This window comes from Reichenbachiella carrageenanivorans (assembly GCF_025639805.1).
In the GTDB taxonomy this organism is placed as follows: Bacteria; Bacteroidota; Bacteroidia; order Cytophagales; family Cyclobacteriaceae; genus Reichenbachiella; species Reichenbachiella carrageenanivorans.
Genome location: NZ_CP106735.1, coordinates 832,201 through 852,759, shown reverse-complemented (window position 1 = coordinate 852,759; position 20,559 = coordinate 832,201). Strand labels below are relative to the sequence as shown.

At 41.3% G+C, this 20,559-nt stretch carries 17 protein-coding genes and 1 tRNA gene; 6 read left to right on the top strand and 12 right to left on the bottom strand.

Features of this window, described 5'->3' with window-relative positions:
• The first annotated feature begins 73 nt into the window (after window positions 1–73).
• Window positions 74–1,477, top strand: coding sequence for a class II fumarate hydratase (fumC, locus tag N7E81_RS03265; protein ID WP_263051854.1), 1,404 nt, complete (start codon window positions 74–76; stop codon window positions 1,475–1,477).
• Between the two features lie 109 nt (window positions 1,478–1,586).
• A complete protein-coding gene (locus N7E81_RS03260; protein ID WP_263051853.1) occupies window positions 1,587–2,216 on the top strand; it encodes an Ezrin/radixin/moesin family protein in 630 nt (209 codons plus the stop codon).
• A gap of 134 nt (window positions 2,217–2,350) precedes the next feature.
• Here the strand turns inward: N7E81_RS03260 and N7E81_RS03255 are convergent, their stop codons facing one another.
• The 4 genes from N7E81_RS03255 to N7E81_RS03240 form a co-directional block, all read right to left on the bottom strand.
• Window positions 2,351–3,163, bottom strand: a complete 813-nt coding sequence (locus N7E81_RS03255) for a ThuA domain-containing protein (RefSeq protein ID WP_263051852.1) — start codon at window positions 3,161–3,163, stop codon at window positions 2,351–2,353.
• 46 nt (window positions 3,164–3,209) lie between these two features.
• On the bottom strand, window positions 3,210–4,637 hold the full coding sequence (locus N7E81_RS03250; RefSeq protein WP_263051851.1) for a carbohydrate porin: 1,428 nt from the start codon (window positions 4,635–4,637) through the stop codon (window positions 3,210–3,212).
• 119 nt (window positions 4,638–4,756) lie between these two features.
• Window positions 4,757–5,455: a LytR/AlgR family response regulator transcription factor gene (locus tag N7E81_RS03245; RefSeq protein WP_263051850.1), complete on the bottom strand. Its 699-nt coding sequence runs from the start codon at window positions 5,453–5,455 to the stop codon at window positions 4,757–4,759.
• 4 nt (window positions 5,456–5,459) lie between these two features.
• Window positions 5,460–6,479, bottom strand: coding sequence for a sensor histidine kinase (locus tag N7E81_RS03240; RefSeq protein ID WP_263051849.1), 1,020 nt, complete (start codon window positions 6,477–6,479; stop codon window positions 5,460–5,462).
• Window positions 6,480–6,675: 196 nt separating this feature from the next.
• Here N7E81_RS03240 and N7E81_RS03235 point away from each other — a divergent pair, with 196 nt between their 5' ends.
• Window positions 6,676–9,111: a TonB-dependent receptor domain-containing protein gene (locus N7E81_RS03235; protein ID WP_263051848.1), complete on the top strand. Its 2,436-nt coding sequence runs from the start codon at window positions 6,676–6,678 to the stop codon at window positions 9,109–9,111.
• 35 nt (window positions 9,112–9,146) lie between these two features.
• Here N7E81_RS03235 and N7E81_RS03230 read toward each other — a convergent pair whose 3' ends face one another.
• Both N7E81_RS03230 and N7E81_RS03225 read right to left on the bottom strand, forming a co-directional pair.
• A complete protein-coding gene (locus N7E81_RS03230) occupies window positions 9,147–10,883 on the bottom strand; it encodes a methyl-accepting chemotaxis protein (RefSeq protein WP_263051847.1) in 1,737 nt (578 codons plus the stop codon).
• 126 nt (window positions 10,884–11,009) lie between these two features.
• On the bottom strand, window positions 11,010–11,489 hold the full coding sequence (locus tag N7E81_RS03225; RefSeq protein WP_263051846.1) for an Lrp/AsnC family transcriptional regulator: 480 nt from the start codon (window positions 11,487–11,489) through the stop codon (window positions 11,010–11,012).
• Window positions 11,490–11,634: 145 nt separating this feature from the next.
• Here N7E81_RS03225 and N7E81_RS03220 point away from each other — a divergent pair, with 145 nt between their 5' ends.
• Entirely contained in the window at window positions 11,635–12,582 is a 948-nt protein-coding gene (locus N7E81_RS03220) for an NAD-dependent epimerase/dehydratase family protein (protein ID WP_263051845.1), read from the top strand.
• A 12-nt stretch (window positions 12,583–12,594) separates the two neighbouring features.
• Here the strand turns inward: N7E81_RS03220 and N7E81_RS03215 are convergent, their stop codons facing one another.
• Together N7E81_RS03215 and N7E81_RS03210 are read right to left on the bottom strand one after the other, a co-directional pair.
• On the bottom strand, window positions 12,595–13,278 hold the full coding sequence (locus tag N7E81_RS03215) for a response regulator transcription factor (protein ID WP_263051844.1): 684 nt from the start codon (window positions 13,276–13,278) through the stop codon (window positions 12,595–12,597).
• Window positions 13,275–14,537 (bottom strand): sensor histidine kinase, encoded by a 1,263-nt coding sequence (locus N7E81_RS03210; RefSeq protein ID WP_263051843.1) that lies wholly within the window; start codon window positions 14,535–14,537, stop codon window positions 13,275–13,277. The genes N7E81_RS03215 and N7E81_RS03210 overlap by 4 nt, the downstream gene beginning before the upstream one ends.
• A gap of 163 nt (window positions 14,538–14,700) precedes the next feature.
• On the opposite strand from N7E81_RS03210, the gene N7E81_RS03205 reads away from it, so the two are divergent.
• Window positions 14,701–15,090, top strand: a complete 390-nt coding sequence (locus N7E81_RS03205) for a DUF1573 domain-containing protein (protein ID WP_263051842.1) — start codon at window positions 14,701–14,703, stop codon at window positions 15,088–15,090.
• A gap of 64 nt (window positions 15,091–15,154) precedes the next feature.
• Here the strand turns inward: N7E81_RS03205 and N7E81_RS03200 are convergent, their stop codons facing one another.
• The 4 genes from N7E81_RS03200 to sucC form a co-directional block, all read right to left on the bottom strand.
• A complete protein-coding gene (locus N7E81_RS03200; protein WP_263051841.1) occupies window positions 15,155–15,862 on the bottom strand; it encodes a hypothetical protein in 708 nt (235 codons plus the stop codon).
• A 101-nt stretch (window positions 15,863–15,963) separates the two neighbouring features.
• On the bottom strand, window positions 15,964–16,746 hold the full coding sequence (gene map, locus N7E81_RS03195; RefSeq protein ID WP_263051840.1) for a type I methionyl aminopeptidase: 783 nt from the start codon (window positions 16,744–16,746) through the stop codon (window positions 15,964–15,966).
• A gap of 192 nt (window positions 16,747–16,938) precedes the next feature.
• A tRNA-Arg gene (locus tag N7E81_RS03190) sits at window positions 16,939–17,012 on the bottom strand.
• Window positions 17,013–17,069: 57 nt separating this feature from the next.
• Window positions 17,070–18,278, bottom strand: a complete 1,209-nt coding sequence (sucC, locus tag N7E81_RS03185; RefSeq protein WP_263051839.1) for an ADP-forming succinate--CoA ligase subunit beta — start codon at window positions 18,276–18,278, stop codon at window positions 17,070–17,072.
• A gap of 154 nt (window positions 18,279–18,432) precedes the next feature.
• Between sucC and N7E81_RS03180 the strand changes: the two genes are divergently transcribed.
• Complete coding sequence (locus N7E81_RS03180; protein ID WP_263051838.1) at window positions 18,433–20,556, top strand: ATP-binding protein; 2,124 nt, start codon at window positions 18,433–18,435, stop codon at window positions 20,554–20,556.
• Window positions 20,557–20,559 lie beyond the last annotated feature (3 nt).

Here is a 20,559-nt window from a genome sequence, read left to right as displayed (position 1 = left end):
TGGTTGATTATTGAGCCATATTTCTGTAATTGTTGTGATTCTGTATGTAATTTTGAATCAAACTCTTATGTACATGGAATATAGAATAGAAAAAGACACAATGGGGGAGGTGAAAGTCCCTGCCGAAAAATACTGGGGAGCGCAAACACAACGTTCGTTGATGAATTTTAAAATAGGTGGTGAGCACATGAAAATGCCGCTTGAAATCATTCGAGCATTCGCTATCCTAAAAAAATCGGCTGCTGAGACTAATGCTGAATTGGGCGTAATGGACAAAAGCAAGTCTGACCTGATCGGACAGGTATGTGATGAGATATTAGCCGGTCAGTTGGATGATCAATTTCCATTGGTTGTATGGCAGACAGGCTCTGGTACACAGTCGAATATGAACAGCAATGAAGTTATAGCCAACCGCGCACATGTGATTAATGGCGGCTCATTGACGGACGACAAAAAAGCTATTCATCCTAATGATGACGTAAATAAGTCACAGTCGTCTAATGATACTTTTCCAACGGCTATGCACATAGCTGGCTATAAGATGCTCGTAGAAACGACCATCCCTAAAGTTGAAAAACTAAGAGATACACTGGCTCAAAAAGTAGAGGCCTTCAAAGACGTGGTAAAAATCGGACGTACGCATTTTATGGATGCTACTCCTTTGACTTTGGGGCATGAATTTTCTGGTTATGTCGCACAATTGAATTTTGGCCTTAAGGCGCTGAAAAACACCTTGCCTCATTTGTCTGAATTAGCACTGGGTGGTACTGCAGTAGGTACAGGATTGAACACTCCAGAAGGATATTCAGAGTTGGTAGCTAAAAAAATAGCTGAACACTCAGGTTTGCCATTGGTGACTGCCGAAAATAAATTTGAAGCCCTTGCTGCTCACGACGCCATCGTGGAGTCTAGTGGTGCATTGAAGCAATTGGCCGTGAGCCTAATGAAAATTGGAAATGATATTCGTATGCTGTCTTCTGGCCCTAGAAGTGGTATCGGCGAGATCACTATTCCAGAAAATGAGCCAGGGTCATCGATCATGCCAGGAAAAGTAAACCCTACGCAGTGTGAAGCACTTACTATGGTGTGCTGTCAGGTGATTGGCAATGATGTGGCGATTTCTACGGGAGGTATGACAGGTCATTTTGAATTGAATGTTTTCAAGCCAATGATGATTTACAATTTGCTAAACTCTGCTCGATTGATCGGGGATGCTTGTGAGTCATTCAATGACAATTGCGCTGTAGGCATAGAACCAAACCATGCTGTAATAGAAGAGAAGCTAGAAAAGTCTTTGATGCTAGTGACGGCGCTGAATACGCACATTGGCTATGAAAATGCAGCTAAAATTGCTAAAAAAGCGCATAAAGAAGGGAAGACCCTAAGAGAGGCTGCTCTAGAATTAGAATTGCTAACGAATGAGCAATTTGACGAATGGGTAGTGCCAGCAGATATGGTAGGTAGTTTAAAAAAGTAATCATCAATTTCAAAAACTTGAAAAAGTGCAATTATTGACTAAATTGACCTATATTTAGCTGAATTTTTTTGTACATTAGTTATTATAAGTAGGATTAAATCATAAAATCATGAAGAATATACTAACAATTTTTTCCCTTTTGATGTTCGTGGGTTTCGCACAAACGGCGGAAGCACAGATGTCTAAGCAAGAAACAAAAGAGTGGAAAAAAAGAATTAAGGCGCTTAGCCCAGAGCAATACAAAGCTCTGTTAGAGGAAAACAAATCTCTAAAAGGCCAGCTAAGTAGCTTGAAGAAAGAAGTAGCTGGCGTAGATGATCGTATCAAAGAAAAAGACGATCAAATCTCGGATTACCAAGATCAGGTATCTAGCCTTAGAAGAGAATTAGCTGATGCCAAGAAGAAAGCAGCTGCTAGCCCTAGTGAAGGTAGTTCTGCTGGTGGAGCAGGCTCATTGGCTGCACAGAAAGGGTTTAGTGAAAAAGGAGTTCTTTTTAAAGTTCAAATCGGAGCATTCAAAAAGAAAGATCTATCTGAGTTTTCTCAAAACAACCCATCATTCCAATTGGATGAAAAAGATGGTGTAATGAAATATACTGTTGGCCTATTTAAGGATTACTGGGAAGCGGATACTTTCAAAAAATATTTGAGAGAGATGGGCGTAAAAGACGCTTGGATCGTGGCTTTCAAGGATGGAAAAAGAGTGCCGATCAAAGATGTGTTGGAAGGTGTTATCTAATCTAGCTGCCTAAGCCATATCCTCCTGACTCAATAGACTAAGGGATGAAAAAATCAAATAGCACCAAGAATTATTGGTGCTATTTTTTTGTGCAATTCTGAGTAGCTCGTACTAGTTCAACTGTTTAGTGTTTGTTAATAATATACGGGATTAATCCACTTTTCTACAGGCTCATATTTACTAGCGCTGGCCCAAGTAATACCCCTCTGGATCATGGCAAGTGCATCAGGTTTGTCGATCAGGTGGCTGAGCTCGTGGCCTAATGAGGAATAAAATACTCGGCCATTATTGAACATTTTTTTCCAAGCCACGGGAACTACACACCCTTCTATCCAAGGGTCGTTTGCACCGCTAAATTTTGTGGTGGCGAGCACTTTTACATTGGGATCTACATGCATATAGTATTGCTCACTCTTCATCTGGAATGAAGACAAACCTTGATTGATGGCATCTTTTTTATTGACGATATCTACTTGATAGTCGACGATGCCGCCAGGGTGTGCTACAAATTGCCCTCCAGTCATGTATTGATAAGCTGTACTGCTTCTAAAAGAATCGCATAAGCCGCCGTGCCATCCCACCATGCCAGTGCCATTGCTAATAGCACGTAGTAATCCTTTTTCTTCTTCGCGTGTGATATTGGACATCGTGATCGATTGGATAACGAGATCAATGGTGTCCATGAGGGCTTCGTCGGCGTATGGAGCAGTATGATTAGCACTCACTACTGTAGCTCCTTGCTCTTCTAGCCAAGGTACGAAATAGTCTTTATTGGTCTCGGGGTCATGACCGGCCCACCCGCCATAAGTAAACAATATTTTTCTGCCCTGAAGAGTGGGGAGTGGTAGAGGTTCTTCTACATGATGGGCTGTCAAAAGGGATGGAGAAAGAGCTGCTCCTGCGAGAGTTACTAGTGTTTTGGATAGAAAGTATCGTCTGGTTTTCATCGGTAATAAGTCATTTTTATAAATGGTAATAGCTTCTTACAATTCATTAATTGAAAATCCACCACTCGGCTTTTACGCCAAAGTAATACCCCCAGCGGTGCTCGCCTGCAAATTGCAAGTAGGGTGAGTATAGGCTTTTCATAGCAAAGTCGTTGTACCGTGCAATGGATGCTACAAAGCGGAGGTGTGGTCTGGCCCATGTGTCTCGCTTACCTGTAGGTACAAATACTGGAGCAATACTGAACTTGGTAGTGCTGGCGATAGGATTAGTGCCATCACGGCGCTGAGAGTAGTGTAGTTCGACGAGTAAGTGAAAATAATTGGTCATATAGAATTCGTTGCGGCTACCGATGGTAAAATCTTCTTTCCGATTGAATACTTCTTTGCCAAAGTAGCTTTTGGCCATGTGGTCGCTATCTGCTGCGCCTTTACTTTTGGTATATATGGCGTAGGCATTTAGCGTATAGTTTTGCGAAAAGTTTAACACCGTATGGTTAACAAGATATAAAGAATAAGCACCGCCAAAATGGAGATTGTTGAGGTCTGGTGCGCCAAAGGTGAGCCAGGTACGGGATAGCCCGCCATCTCCACCATTGGCGATGCCTGTACCGTAGCGTATGGCCAAGTGGTTAAAAGACCCCTCCAGTAGACTAGGCAAATTTCGTTGGTATTTGGCTCCGATTACAATCCCAACGTCTGCGGGGAAATTGACGGCATTAGATACCGTAATAGTATCTCGGCGTTCGTCGGCATTTGCCATACGATGAAACTCACCTAAGAAGGTAATGGCATCGTTGGACGAGAGTGTGACATCTTGCTCAACGGCCATCACGATACGCTGTCTCAAAGAAGCACTGGCAGTACCTGTTTTTATATTGAGATAAAAGTAAGGGGGGACGGTAGAAGTAGTGTCGGTAGATTCCACAAACAGAGCCATCATACGTGTGCCTTTCCACTCTAAGCCAAACCCCTGACTGCTGTGGTCGTTGAAATAAAAATGGTCAGCTATATGTACATCTGGCCCACGGTAGAGGCGTGCGCCTATCCACATGCTCAGTGGCTTGCCATTGATGTTGCGTGCTTCCACATACATTTCAGGAATGGCGATCGTGAGTCCCCCTATGCTGGATGTAGTACTGTTGCCAAAACTGGTTTGGCTATTGGCATAGACCGCAAATCTCATCTGGGCATATATAGTCGTACTGTCGTCTTCTGCCGGTTGGAAATGTAGCGCAGGAGCCAATTCCAAATAGTCCTGTTCTTCCATTCGGCCACCTATACTTCCCATATTGTTGAGGTTGAGTCTGCGACCGATTGTGCCGTTGTTTTCAAGAGACCAATCGACGCCTACTCTGCCGTAGGAGCCAAGGGCAACGTTTCGATTCGAAACATTTTGATATGCGATCTGGGCATTTGCTTCTACTGAAAGGAGTAATAAAATTAACAGGTACTTGATCTGTATTCGTAAAGCCATCCAGGCGATTGGTGATGGGGCATAGGAATAGCGCATGCTTAATCGAATGGTTTGCTTTGGTTTTTAGTTTTGTATCAAACTAAAATTACATATTAATTCGAATAGGGTATTGAGATATTCTAATTAATAAATTTTTTGACCAAGACTTCTTTGAAGGCTCTGCCTATGGGTAAGATCATATCATCATTGAGATATACTTGATTACCTATTATTTTTTTTATTTTTTCGGTATTGACGATGTAAGACTTGTGAATTCTGGAAAATGGCAAGTTCTCCAGTCGGTCTTCCCAGTTTTTCAAAGGGTCTGAAGAGAGATGTTTTTTGTTGTAGAGATGGATCTCTGTGTAGTCAGCATCTGACTTGATGAAATAAACATCTGCAAGATTGATTCGGATATGTTCGTATCCAGATTTGATGAAAATTTCTGACCGCTGACTTAAAGTAGAATCTCTCAGTGTTTCATGTGATAGGTTTTTTTCAGTCGCTTTCGAAACGGCCTTTACGAATCTTTCGAAGGAAAATGGCTTGAGTAGGTAGTCTACTACCGACAATTCATAGCTTTCTAAGGCGTAGTCTGAAAATGCTGTGGTGAGAATGACCTGTGGTGGATTGGATAATGATTTTAAGAAATCAATCCCAGAAATCTTAGGTAAATGAATGTCGAGAAACATGAGGTCGACTGGCTGTGTGTTTAGTATGTCCATGGCTTGTAGTGCATCCGAATAAGTGCCTGCCAAGTTCAACGTGCCTATATCGCTGATGTATTTCTTAAGAATGCGTTGGGCGGGTAGTTGATCTTCTATGATGATACAGTTCATAGGCTTAGTTGCTCAAGTTCATTTTCAAATATACCTGATATTCATTTTTAGATCTTGAAATGGTGAGTTCGTGTGCTTCAGGGTAGAGGAGCTGTAGCCTTTTTCGTACGTTTTCTAGGCCAATGCCACTGTTGATGTCTTGTGTGTTGGTCTCTGCTAGATAGGTGTTGGTGCAGCTAAAAACTAAATCGTCTTCGGCTATTATTTGCATGTCTATTGCAATTTTAATGTCTTCCGTTTGGCTCGAAGAGCTGTGCTTGAATGCGTTTTCAACAAAGACCATTAGAATGAGAGGAGCGATACGATAATCTTGGGTCAAATCTTGATGGGTGAAAGTGACACCCCCACGTCCTTCGATCTGTAGATTGTTGAGGTTGATGAAATTGTTGAGCTGTTCGATTTCCTTAGAGAGTGGCACGTATTGGGCCTTGCATTCGTAGAGCATGTATCTCAGTACAGAGGACAATTCCAAGATGATTGTTGGTGTTTGTGGAGAGTTTTCGATGGCATGTGCGTAGATATTGTTGAGGTTGTTGAACAAGAAATGAGGGTTGATCTGTGATTTTAAAAACTGCAACTCGCTTTCTTTGATGGTGTTTCTCAGCTCTTCCATTTCTTTTTCTTTGCCTAGCGCATCCCAGGCAAATTTGAACCCAGATAATATACCTAGAATAGGAAGTATCTGAAGCAGGTTATAGCTAAGAGCGATGATTTTTTTGCCCCGTGTGTCGGGAAAAAATATGTTTTCAATGATGCCTTCTTCTATGAGAATCACCACGGCTACTACTACTATGAAGTACAGAAAAAAGGGCAGGTATTTTTTGGCGTAGAGGTATGAGGGTAGAAGCCAGTAGTTGATGATGAGTCCTCCCATCATATAATTCAGAAATGAAATGATTTCATAAACTTCGAATTGTGGGTTGTGACGACTATAAGCATAAAAGACGAATACCACCAAGTGGAGAACCAGTTGGAAGATGACTTCTGATAGGCTGATCTTTAGTGGTTTGTTGATTAATCGCATCTGTCAAATATATAGAGTAGTGCAAGTACATGATAATGATTTTGGGTAAACGACATAAATACTAGGTTGATCAACCGTTTTGCAGTAGATTTTTGGCGCAAATTGTCGTTCGACGGTAAAGAATTGTTGTTTACAGAATAATTGCAGCCTTGCACAATACATCTCGTTTCTTTGTACTTAATTCAATGGTTTGATTATGATGTACAAAATACTTTCGACGCTTTTATACTTTATTTTGTTTTCCACTATGCTTTTGGCACAGCCGAATATGGCGGAAGGAAACCCGTATACGATCACGGGACAATTGATCGATCAGGAAAGTGGTGAACCTTTGGCTTATGCTTCTGCTAGTCTTTTTCAGCTCAGCGATAGCACGCTCGCGGATGGAGCCATCACTAATGACAAGGGCGTCTTTAGTCTTTCACCCGAAGCGGGCAAATATTACCTGAGATTGCAATACATTTCTTATGCAGAAAAATACATTCATAATTTAGAACTCGGTCGAAATCAAAAAGCAGTTGACTTGGGTAAGATCTCTCTGGCTCCCAATGCAGAAACCCTCGAAGAAGTAGTAGTAGCAGGCAAGCGAGATCAGATGCAACTAGAGCTGGACAAACGAGTATTTAACGTCAGTGAAAACCTGAGCAATATTGGAGCTAATGCTTCGGAAATCATGGACAATCTGCCGTCGGTAGCTGTGGATGTGGAGGGCAATATAAGCCTGAGAGGAAGTAATAATGTAAGGATATTAGTCAACGGAAAACCATCTGGTTTAGTGGGTATCAGTGATGCTAATGGCTTGCGCCAATTGCAGGGCAATTTGATCGAACGCATTGAGGTGATCACCAACCCGTCTGCCAGGTACGACGCCGAAGGTAGCGCGGGGATTATCAATATCATTTTGAAAAAGGAACGTGAAAAAGGTCTCAATGGCTCTTTTACGACGACCCTGGGCTATCCAGCCAATTATGGATTTTCGGGTAGTTTGAATTATCGAGCTGGCAAGTTCAATGTTTTCGGTAGCTATGGTATCGGCTATAGAGAAAATCCTGGAGGAGGATTCACTGATCGGGTAGCTTTTGATGCGGACACCATCGTGACGCATATCGACAACGACCGTACCAGAAGTGATGTGTCGCACACCTATCGATTAGGTACGGATTATTATTTCAATGAAAACAATATACTGACGGCTTCAGGTTTGATCAGAATTGGTGATGAAGAAAACATCACAAACCTTACGTATTATGATTGGGATGTAAATGATAATTTGCTATCAAATACTTATAGAAAAGACTTTGAAAAAGAGAGCGACGACACTTACGAATATCAGCTGAGCTATCGTCGGATTATGGAAGGAGAAGGGCATGAACTGACCGCAGATTTTCAATTCCGAAAAAATAATGAAGTCGAGCAGTCGAGTATAGATTCGGCCAATCTGGTGACGGATGGCGACCAAATCAGTTATCAGCGATCTCTCAATGAGCAAGGGGATAAAAACATTTTGATGCAACTGGACTATGTGAACCCTTTTGCTGAGGGTAAAAAAATAGAAACAGGTTATCGGGGTTCTATTAGAGAGATCACCAACGAATATCTCGTGGAACAGGTAGATGATCAGGGCGTATGGTCTCCCTATCAAAATTATTCTAACCGGTTCTCGTATAGCGAGAGCGTTCATGCCGTATATGCCATCTACGAACAAAAAATGGATCAGTGGGGTTATCAGGCAGGACTACGAGCAGAGCAAACGCTGATTGACACCTACCAAAGAGAAACGGATCAATCTGCTGAGAAAAATTACTTCAACCTCTTTCCAAGTGTTTTTGTTTCTTATAAGTTTAACAATGAGAAGTCGGTGCAAGCCAGCTATAGCCGACGGATTTCTCGGCCTAACTATCGATATCTAAGCCCCTTCTCTTCGTTTACCGACCCTAGAAATATAAGAACAGGAAATGAAGACCTTAACCCAGAATACTCAGATTCATACGAACTGGGCTGGCTCTACAATCTGGAGAAAGCATCCATATATCTTGGGGGGTATTACAGACGCACAGAGGGAGTCATCGAGCGGATTTCTACTTCGGACGACGGATACACCACGATATCCACGCCATACAATATAGGCACGAGCAATGCCTATGGTATAGAATACAATTTTAGCGTAGATCCTACCGACTGGTACAATGTAAATGGTAATGCAAATTTTTATCGGGTGATCACTGAGGGGGCGTACAAAGACATTGAATTGAAAAGAGATACCTATACGGCAAATTTCAGATTGAACAACAAGTTCAAGATAGGGAAAGTCAATCTGCAGGTCAGTGGGTTCTACAATGCGCCAGAGAAAACTACCCAAGGCAAGCGCAAGTCGATGTATGGCGTGGATCTAGGGAGCAATATGGATATCTTAAAAGGCAACGGGACGTTGACCTTCTTTGTTAAGGATCTTTTTAACTCTCGCAAATACCGAGGCACTACCTTTTCAGACAATTTCATAGAAGAGAAAGAATTTCAAGGGCGCTCTCGTCAGGCAGGCGTATCATTTGCCTATAGGATCAATCAGAACAAAACCAGGTCTCGTGGCGAGCGTGAAGAAAATGGGGGAGACATGGGTGGAGGAGACTTTTAGCCTCTCCATTTTTTTGTTATCGCTATAATGATGAGTTAAGTTCTCGTAATAAGTTTTAGCATTTGAGCAGCATCTTGGTCTAGCTGAGCACTTTGCTCATTGATATTTGTCATCTCTTGATCTATTGTGCGAGACGATGTGGCGACCTCCTCAATGCTAGAGGTGGTTTGCTCTGTTACTACCACGATGCGTTCTATTGACTGCACGCTTTTAGCAATATCTTGTTGTTGTTTGTTGCTAGACCCATCTATTTCTATGCATTTAGAGAAGGTCGCTGAGATACTGGTGTCGATGGTGTCGAAGACGGTTTTGGTCTCGTTACTGGCCAATTGACCAGAGGCAACACTCTGCTCCATTTTCTGGATGCATTGTTGAGCACTGCTGATATCAGCTTGCACTTCTTTTATTACAGTTTCTATTTCTCTAGCACTGGTGCGAGACCCTTCTGCGAGTTTTCTGATTTCTTCTGCTACTACGGCAAACCCTCTACCAGATTCTCCTGCGCTAGCTGCTTCTATGGCGGCATTGAGCGATAGCAAATTGGTTTGTGAAGAGATGTCTGAGATTACTCTTAAAGCTTTTTCGATTTCTATAGATTTCTCTGTTAAACGTTGAACAGACTGCGACGTGATTTTAGTATTGGTGTCTATATCTCGCATGGTTTCTATCATGACTTGTAATTTTTCGACACCAGAACGTGTATTATTTTGTGCAGCACTTATGTCTTTGTTTATGGTTTTTGCCAACGAAGACATTTGTTCGGCAGAGCGAAGTAATTCTTCAAGAAAAACGGAGATTTCATCTACTTGCCGAGATTGATCACTCGCACCTTCAGCTATTTGACTAATCGAGGTTGCGGTTTCTATAATTGTGTTTTTGAGGTCAGTACTCCTTTCTGTGATTTTGGAGGATGCAGAGGATACACTTTCTGCCAATTGCTGGACACTGGTCATGACCAATTCCAATTGTTGCTGGGCCTTGACTTTTTCAGTTACGTCAGAGGCCATTTTATAGACTTTAACGACCTTGCCTTGCTCGTTTCTTATAGGGGTGTATGAGGCATAAATCCAGATAATTTCTCCTGATTTTTTAATGCGTTCGAATTCCCCTGAGCTGATATCCCCTTTTTTGAGTTGTATCCAAAATTGATCGTATTCTTCAGACTGTGTGTATTCAGGTTGACAAAACATTCGGTGATGGTTGCCTATGATTTCTTGTTTTGAATAGCCGAAATGATGGAGAAAATTTTCGTTGGCATCAATCACAATGCCATTGATATCAAATTCAATGGTTGCCCACCCTGAATCAACAGCAGCCTGTACCCATTGTGCTTTTTTTCTAGTATTCACCATGTCGGTGATATCGGAAGCTATTTTTACAATTTTTGTGACTTGTCCATCCGTATTTTTGACGGGTGTATACGAAGCATTAAGCCAAATTTCATGTCCATTTTTATGGAGCCGTTTAAATTCGCCAGTATGTATATTTCCCATAGACAAATTGATCCAAAAATCTTTGTATTCATTGGTTTGGGTGTACTTTTCGGAGCAAAGCATGCGATGGTGTTGGCCTTGAAGTTCTGAGTACGTGTACCCTGTGGCGTTTAGAAATATGTTATTGGCATAGATGATGGTGCCATCGGGATAGAATTCTATATGTGCCCACCCAGTGTCAATGGCTTGTTGCAGGCTGTTTGAGAGATCTGCTTTAGCGTTTTCGTTATGAAATGGAAGGGTAAATAAATGGCGAGTTTTATTAAGAATTTTGATCATGAAATGGTGAAAGCTGGTTGAAAATCAAGTATTATAATTCTCAATATATAAATATTATCACAATTCATACGCCCTTTTATTTCAAATTAAAGCGTTTGTGCGCCTGTTGATTTAAGAAGCTTTTAATCAAATATAATACTCCGAAGTATGTTTGATTTCCTTCAATACAAAGGTGGTATTGAGTACGCCGATGTTTTCGATCTTGGACAGTTTATATCTCACAAATTCATGATAGTCCTCTAGGCTTTTTACATTGATTTTTAGAATAAAATCTACCTGACCCGCCATATGGTAGCACTCCTGTACTTCTTCTAAGGCTTGGATCTGCTTTTCGAAGTTGTCGATAAAAGCTGCATTGTGGTACTGCATGGATACCTGACAGAGTCCCGTTACAGACCTGCCGATCAGCTCTTTGTCTAGGATTGCAGCATACCTTTTGATATAGCCGTCTTTTTCTAGTCTTCGGATACGCTCGTAGACAGGGGAAATGGTCAGCTTTAGTGTGGTCGCAATTTCTTTGGCCGTTATCTTGGCGTCCTTTTGGAGTATCCTTAATATGTTCTTGTCTATTTCATCCATCCTGCCGTAAGTTTTGCTTTTTGTCATGCTGATACATTGCTGTAAAAGTAATAAATGTGTGGTAATCAGTATATAGCAGCTATTATTATGGTGGATATTCTATTATATATAGATATGTCCTAAAATTGTATAGAATATGAGTGTTGAACATTAACCCAAAAATTTAACAATCATGGGACGTATCCTAATTATTGGTGCTGGCGGACAGCTGGGCACCGTGCTGACTAACCAGTTGAAGGAATGGTATGGCGAAGACCAAGTCATTGCCTCGGATCTACGAAACAATGGATCTTTTACTGGACATTTCGAACTCATCGATGCCACAGATTATCAGCGTATCGAAGAGGTTGTGCAGCAGTATCAAGTAGAAGAGATTTATCATTTGGCGGCTATCCTTTCGGCTAATGGAGAAAAGAATCCTCTGGGCACATGGGATATGAATATGAAAACACTTTTCAATGTGCTGGAGGTATCCAGACTCAATGGGGTCAAAAAAGTATTTTACCCAAGTTCTATCGCCGTGTTTGGTAGCGAGGTGGTGAAGCAAAACACCCCTCAGGCTTCTTTTCTCAATCCTTCGACAGTCTATGGTATGAGCAAGGCAGCAGGTGAGAATTGGGCACAGTATTACTTTCAGAAGTATGGGCTAGATGTGCGTTCACTTAGGTATCCTGGGGTGATTGGCTATCAGTCTTTGCCAGGAGGAGGTACGACAGATTATGCCGTTGATATTTTTCATCGAGCAGTAGAAGGGACGCATTATACTTGTTTTTTGGAGGCAGACACTACTTTGCCTATGATATATATGGAGGATGCTATTCGAGCGACTATTGCATTGATGCAAGCACCTGCGGAAAGCATCAAAACGCGTATGTCGTACAACTTGGCGGGGATGAGTTTTTCGCCCAAAGAAATAGCGGCAGTCATTCAAAAAACATATCCTGATTTTACTATATCGTATGCACCAGATTTTCGTCAGCAGATCGCTTCGAGCTGGCCACAAAGCATAGATGATAGTCCTGCACGATCCGATTGGGGCTGGAAACCCATGTATGATTTGGAATCTATGGCGGCCGATATGATTAAGCAGCTAAAGAAGGAATATATTCTGTTTGAATAAAATCTGTAGTAATTAGCCATGAACGACGAGTTTAAAGCCTACGCCGTGATAATTTTCTATATCCACGGTGTGATCTTCTTTTAAGTATTTTCTGAGCTTTGAGATGAATACGTCGAGGCTTCGGCCTTTGAAATAGTCGTCGTCGCCCCAGAGTGCTAGGAGCAATTCTTCGCGTTTTACGAGGGTGTCTTTTCTGTCCGAAAGGTATTGAAGGATTTCGGCTTCTCGTCGAGTCAGCTTTTGTGAATGCTCTTGAGTCGTAAGTGTTAGGCTATTAAGGTCAAAACGATAATTTCCCAAGAGGTGAGCAGTTTCTTCTTTGGGTAGGGAGCTCCCTCGACGCAAAAAAACTTCAATCCGATAGATCAGCTCTTCCATCGAAAAAGGTTTGGTCATGTAGTCGTCGCCTCCGAGTTTGAACCCAGCGAGTTTATCTTCTTGCATGCCTTTGGCTGTGAGGAAAATGATGGGTACCAGTTTACTCTTGACTCGGATTTTTTCTGCCAAGGAAAACCCATCGAGCCTAGGCAGCATCACATCCAGCAAGCAAAGGTCGAACGACTGGGAACCGAATGTCTCAAGCCCTTGCTCGCCATCTGTACACAATGTGACTTGATATGATTTATTTTCTAGACTGTCTTTGATTACAAAGCCAAGGCTTTCGTCGTCTTCTACCAAGAGTATGCGTTTGTTCATGATCGTATAGGAAATTGTATAGAGAATGTAGTGCCTTCGGGTGAGCTGTCTATGGCTATTTTGCCGTGGTGTGCATCTACCATCATTTTTACATAGTAGAGCCCTAAGCCAAAGCCCTTCACATTGTGCACATTGCCAGTGGGCACACGATAGAATTTTTTGAATACCAATTCTTGATCTTTTTTGTCGATGCCTTTGCCGTTGTCACGAATCGTCAGAACTAGGGTTTTAGTATTACTACTGGTGCTTACGACTACTTTGGGTATGGTTTCATTATATTTTATGGCATTGTCGAGCAGATTATAAATGATGTTGGTGAGATGCACTTTGTCTGCTTGTAGTAGGGCTGGTGTTGTTTGCTGATCGAACCTGATCTCTCCGCCTTGTATTAGGTTGAGTTGGGCGCTTTGAATACACTGTATTAAGAGTTCATTGAGGTCTATTTCTTGTTTGGTTAGACTTATAGTGTCTTTTTCCACGGTGGCCATTTGCAATACGCGATCTACTTGGTTTTGCAGTCGGGAGGCTTCTTTTTTAATAATTTGGGCATATTGTGTCAGTCGCTCAGGCTGGTGCATGATCTCTGGCGATTGTAGCACACCCGACGACAGGGCTATGGTAGAGATGGGCGTTTTAAACTCATGTGTCATGTTGTTGATGAAATCTTTTTGAATATCGGATAGTTTTTTTTGTCTGAAAATAACACTGAGCGTATAGCCGAAAAACACAACCACTACTACCAGAACTAAAGAAGAAAACCCCCAGATCCACATTTCACCAACCAGTGTAGAGGTCTTGTTTGGAAAATAGACCCCAAAGTAGTAGGCATCTTTGTTGAGTTTTGGGAAGATAGAAGACGCTGGCGATGCGTAGGTGTTGGTTTTGAGGTTGATGTATCGGCCATAGACCATCTCTTTGTTAGTACAGTCAAACACGCCGTATTCAAAATCTTCTGTTATTTCTCTTTTCTGGAATTCGTTTTTGAGAACGGATTCTAATAGTTCGGGAGCTATTTTATTATTGAGGTTGACGATAAAATAATTGGACGACAATTGCTCGATGGGATCAGGGAGTATTTCATTTTGATTGATTTCACAGAGCTTGCTAGTTACATTGAGTAAGGCCAAGTTGACATTGTGTTCAAATTGTTTGTTGCTCAGGTCAAAAGCTTTGCCCATCCAAAAAATTTGAATAAATAAAATACCACTGATAGAAATGGTGGCTAAAAACACGACCAAATGAAAAGTTTTTCTATTCATGACTTCAATTGCTTAGTCAAATGACTTCATAATAATTCATATGTCGATCGATTCTGCCGACTTTAACATTCCATTAACAATTGATAGGAATCTATTAACAAGGCTTATAAAGGTTGATTTTCATCTTTGAAGGGTAATTTTTTTAAACTTAAACAATAATAGTATGAAAAAGTATCTTTCAATTCTCACGTTGGCAGCAGCCTTCACCTCTCTTTCTTTTGCATCTGTAGCACCTAAAACTATGGGCGCAGTGATGTCTTGGAGTCTGACCGAATATGATTTTGGTCGTATCGAACGGAATGTGCCAGTTCAGGCCAATTTCAAATTCGAGAATACAGGTAATGCACCTTTAGTCATCGTATCGGCGAAAGGGTCGTGTGGATGTACGGTAGCAGAGTATAGCCAAGGAGAAATTTTGCCAGGAGAATATGGTGAAGTCCGTGCTACTTACAATGCTGCTAAGGCAGGTGTCTTTTCCAAGACGGTAACGGTGAATGCCAATACAGACAGTGGCCCTATTGTTTTGACCGTAAAGGGGGAAGTGCTAGATTAAACTCAACAAAAAAAGGTTCTGAATCATTGATTCAGAACCTTTTTTAATTTTTTGGTCAGCTCGATTAGTTGTTTTCGATAACCTCAGTTTCTTTGTTTCCACAGTACGTACACCTGTACTTTTGAGTGGTGTGATTGCCTTCTTCTTCTTCGCTTTCTAATCTCAACGTTTGGAATTTACAGCTAGGGCAAAGCTTGTTAGGGTTTCCTACATACTTTTCAATGATGGTTACTTTAGTAGCTTCGTCCAACCATACGTCATAGTCAAAGTGATTCAGTTCTTCTTCGTGAATCATTTCACGTGTTAGATATGCATCTTCCTCTTCTTCGTTGAGCAATCTCATTGGTTGGCCATTGTGTGGAGATTTTCTTTGCTTAAATCGGATTTTCGCCAGTTTATCTTCTAGGATAGATGGGTAGTAGATCCGAAGGTAAGTATTGATGGCAGATCCTACCAAAAAGCCAAAGCCTAAAGGCAAAATCAATTTCATACTTAGTGCTAGTGCATTAGTCAAATCTCGATCCTTGATTAGGATGGCAGAAATGAAAATGGATCCTGCTACTACTATACCAAGAGAAGCTGTCCACAATACATTGATCTCATTTTTGGCTCTAAATCGATACTTGGTAGATCTTCCAGTGATAACCTGTATAACACCAAAGTAGAATAGATAACCAATAAGTGATCCGCTGACAAGTATAAGTGCTGAAAATTTAGCGAGGTATTGAGCATTATGCAATAGCTCTACTAAAGACGCATCGGGTTGATTCATAATATTCTTTTAAAAGTATAAATATTCACATTTTAAAGATAAGAAAAAAAATAGGACTTGAACTCAACAATTAAAAAATATGAGAGTCAAAGGGTTGTGTCTTAGGCATTCACCTTGGCTAGTTCCTCTTCGATATAGGAAAATGTAGACAATACTTCTGCCTTGCCATCGATCATCGCCACATTGTGTTCGAAATGTGCAGAGGGCAATTTGTCGGCTGTGATAATGGTCCATCCATCAGAGAGTTGTTTTACATTTTTAGTGCCCATGTTGATCATTGGCTCTATTGCTATGACAAGCCCATCTTTGAATAGGGGACCTCTGCCACGTTTCCCAAAGTTGGGTACTTCTGGAGATTCGTGCATTTCTCTTCCTAGCCCATGGCCTACGAGCTCACGTACTACTCCATAGCCGTTGTTTTCGGCATGTTGCTGAATGGCAAAACTCAAGTCGCCCATTCGGTTGCCTTTTTTCACTTGTGCGATGCCTAGGTCAAGACATTCTTTGGTTACTTCTAGTAGTTTTTTTGTTTTGGGATCTACTTCTCCTACTTCGAATGTATACGCATGGTCTCCATAAAATCCATTTTTGAATGCTCCGATATCTACACCTACCACATCGCCACTTTCTAGTGGTCGATCTGTGGGGATACCATGTACCACTTGCTCATTGACAGAGGTAATGATCGTATTGGGGTAGTCGTACAGTCCTAAGAAACCTGGTACAGCACCTTGGTCTCTGATGAATTCTTCTGCCCAAGCATCAAGCTGCAGGGGAGTTATTCCTGGTTGGATTTTAGATGCCATGAGTCCCAGTGTCTTGGAGACAATGAGGGCACTTTCTCTAATGAGCTCTATTTCTTCCCTGGTTTTATACTTGGTCATAAGGATGTTAGATAAATGGACTGCAAAAGTATAATAATTATAGTTTATGAGAGAATGATTCAATCCTCTTGGACTAGAAATTCATTGGCTATTTACTTTTAAGGTGAAAATAGAGAAACCTAGTATTGATTGCTTTACCCTTTCTGAAAGAGTATAAATACAAAGAGACCGCTAGTCATAGCGGTCTCTTTGTGCACACGGAAGGATTCGAACCCTCAACCCTCGGAGCCGAAATCCGATATTCTATCCAGTTGAACTACGTGTGCATTTTTACTGAGTATGATGTATGAGGCGGTTGTCTATGCATCATACTCAGTATTGCTTTATATCAATTCTTTAACCTTAGCAGCTGCATCTTTCAATACAATCGCAGAGTAAACTTTCAAACCTGACTCTTCGATGATTTTAGCACCTTCTTCTGCATTGGTCCCCTGTAGTCTTACGATGATTGGAATATTGATTTCTCCAATGTTTTTATAAGCCTCTACTACGCCGCTAGCCACTCTATCACATCTTACGATACCACCGAAGATGTTGATCAAGATTGCTTTTACGTTAGGGTCTTGCATGATGATTCTGAAGCCTGCTTCTACGGTTTGCGCATTGGCTGATCCTCCTACGTCAAGGAAGTTGGCAGGTTCGCCTCCAGACAATTTTATAATATCCATAGTGGCCATAGCCAATCCTGCACCATTCACCATACAGCCAACGTTACCGTCGAGCTTCACATAGTTTAGACCAGACTTAGCCGCTTCTACTTCAGCAGGATCTTCTTCAGAATAATCTCTTAATTCTGCGATGTCTTTGTGTCTGTACAAAGCGTTGTCGTCGATGTCTACTTTAGCATCTACTGCCAATATTTTGTTGTCAGATGTTTTCAAGACGGGATTGATCTCAAACATCGATGAATCAGTAGCTTCGTAGGCTTTGTATAGCGCAAAGATAAATTTCACCATACCTTTGAATGCTTCACCTTCGAGTCCTAGAGCAAAAGCTACTTTTCTAGCTTGGAATGCCTGAAGACCTACCGTAGGGTCGATCCATTCTTTTATGATTTTTTCTGGAGTTTCGTCCGCTACTGTTTCGATGTCCATTCCACCTTCGGTAGAGGCCATGATTACATTGCAGCCTTTGGCTCTGTCTAGCAAGATGCCCAAATAGTATTCGCTAGGCTCAGATTCTCCTGGATAGTATACATCCTGTGCGATCAAGACCTTGTTTACCACTTTGCCTTCAGGGCCAGTTTGGTGAGTCACCAAGGTGCCTTTCAGAATATCGCCAGCTTTTTGAGGTACTTCGTCAAGGCTTTTGGCTAGTACTACGCCGTGAGATCCGGTTTCGTTTACTTTGCCTTTTCCTCTACCTCCAGCGTGGATTTGTGCTTTTACCACATACCACTCTGTGCCCGTTTCGGCATTCAGTTTCTTTGCAGCAGCTTGTGCTTCTTCAGGAGTTTCAGCTACTATACCTTCTTGTATAGTGACTCCGTATCCTTTGAGTATTTCTTTTGCTTGATATTCGTGAATGTTCATATCCTTAAATTTTGTGCGAAGCTACAGCAATACCGTCGTATTTTCAAGCCGTCGTATTCTTTTGCGCTATTGTCTTGTAATCTTTCTAATTATTCTAATAGATTAGAGGTGCTTTAATCACTTTGAGTGAATACAAACTTAACGATCTTATCTTTTGAAAGAAGGCTCTCTCGAACATAGAATTTTGCGTGCCACATTGGTGTATGTAATGATCATGCTATGTTATGCCATCGCTTATAGGATATACTTGGGCGAATACTGGACAGTAATCGGTTATATCTTGGGGATAGGCTTTACCGGGTGGGTCTGGAGTGTTAGAAATCAAATGGTTAGGTTGCAGCCTTTGATTTTGCCTTGGTTATTATTCATGTACGTGCTTGCGGTTTTTTTATGGTTCAAAACAGGAGGACTGCAAAGTGGAGGAATGGTCTTTTTTACAGTCTCGTTTGTATTGATTCTTATTTCACCAAAACAGTACAGGGCGAGATTAGCCATGGTTTTTGGTGTTACTCAGTTGATTTTAGTGCTGTGTGATGTTTATTTCCCAGACCTTCCCCTCTGGGGAGTAAATACTAAATCATCTTGGGATTTTTTGCTTCTTTCGCTAGTTAATTTGTCTTTGGTATCGATACTCAAAACAAATTATGACCTCAAAGAAGATAAGATAGGAGAGTTTAGTAAGGGGCTTCGAGAACTCCATCGATTGAACCTGAGGCATGATTCTAATCTTGACGATGTACTCAAAGATTACCTTAATTCTGGTACGGAGTTGTTGGGAATGCAGACGGGGTTGATTGTAGAGATACAAGGAGAGGATCATTTGGTTAGAAATTGTAATGAAACCATAGCGGCAGAGTATCAAGCCAAAAAGACGCTAGAGAAGAGTAAGCTGATCGTGAATGAAGCCTTTCAGACTGGACGCTCGGTTTATCGAGCAGGTCAGATAACGAACCTTGATCAGGAAAAAATAACGGATACAACGCCACCATTTTTTATTGCTTCATCGCTTATCGTCAACAATGCCAAGTATGGCGTACTCTTGTTTTCAGCAGAAGCATCTCTTAGAAATCGGTTTGAAGATTATGATCTTGAAATCATCGAATTGATGGCTATTAATATTAGCCACCTGCTCAATATGAAAGTATGGAGAGACCATCAAGCAGAGACAGATAAGGCATTGCAATTTAGCGAAAAGCGATTTAAGAGCATATATGACTATGCCAATGTGGGAATCTGTGTGTGCGATATGGAAGGCAAGGTAATGATGGCCAATAGAGCATTACAGACCTTGTTTGAACACACGGAAAACGAAATGCGAGGGGAAACCTTTTATTCTATTTCTAGCTTTGGGGATTTAGATGAAGTGGGGGAGGATATTAGTCAGTATGAAAGGATAATTCTAGGAGATTTAGACCACTATGTCATAGAAAAGCGAAAAATATCCAAAAGTGGCAGGCATATATACATCAATAAAACAGTCTCAGCTATTCGCGATGAGTATGGTGCTATGCTGTTTACGGTGATGATCATCGATGATATTACCAACAGAAAAGCCAACGAAGAAAAAATCACTAACCTGAATCAGGCGTTGGAAATACAAGTCGACAAAATGGAGGAGGCCAACAAAGAATTAGAAGCCTTTAGCTATTCAGTGTCGCATGATTTGCGAGCGCCATTGCGTGCAATAGATGGGTTTTCTAAAATTATTTTAGAAGACCATGAAGATGAGTTTAGCGAGGAGAGCAAAAGACTTCTCAACGTCATTATCAAAAACAGTGGAAAGATGGCCACATTGATAGATGATTTACTTACTTTCTCTAGAATTACTCGTAAAGTGGCAGAGTTCAAACCCTTAGACCTCAATAAGGTTGTGCGAAATGTCATAGGCGAGCAAGATCTCAATCCCAATATATTTCAAATTGACCATCTGCCTGAGGCCAAAGGGGAGAAAATACTCATGAAACAGGTCTATTCCAACTTGATAGGCAATGCAGTCAAGTTTAGTAGTAAAGTAGCAGCGCCGAAAATTGAAATAGGAGCTGTAGATAGAGAAGATCACCTTGAGTTTTTTGTGAAGGATAATGGTGTAGGTTTTAATATGGCTTATTATAATAAGATATTTGGCGTCTTTCAGCGCTTGCATACCGATGAGGAGTTTAAAGGCACAGGTGTAGGGCTCGCCATTGTACAGAAGGTAATGATGAAGCATCATGGTAAAGTCTGGGCTGAAAGTGAAGAAGGAAAAGGGGCTACTTTTTATTTCACCTTACCCAAATAGAAA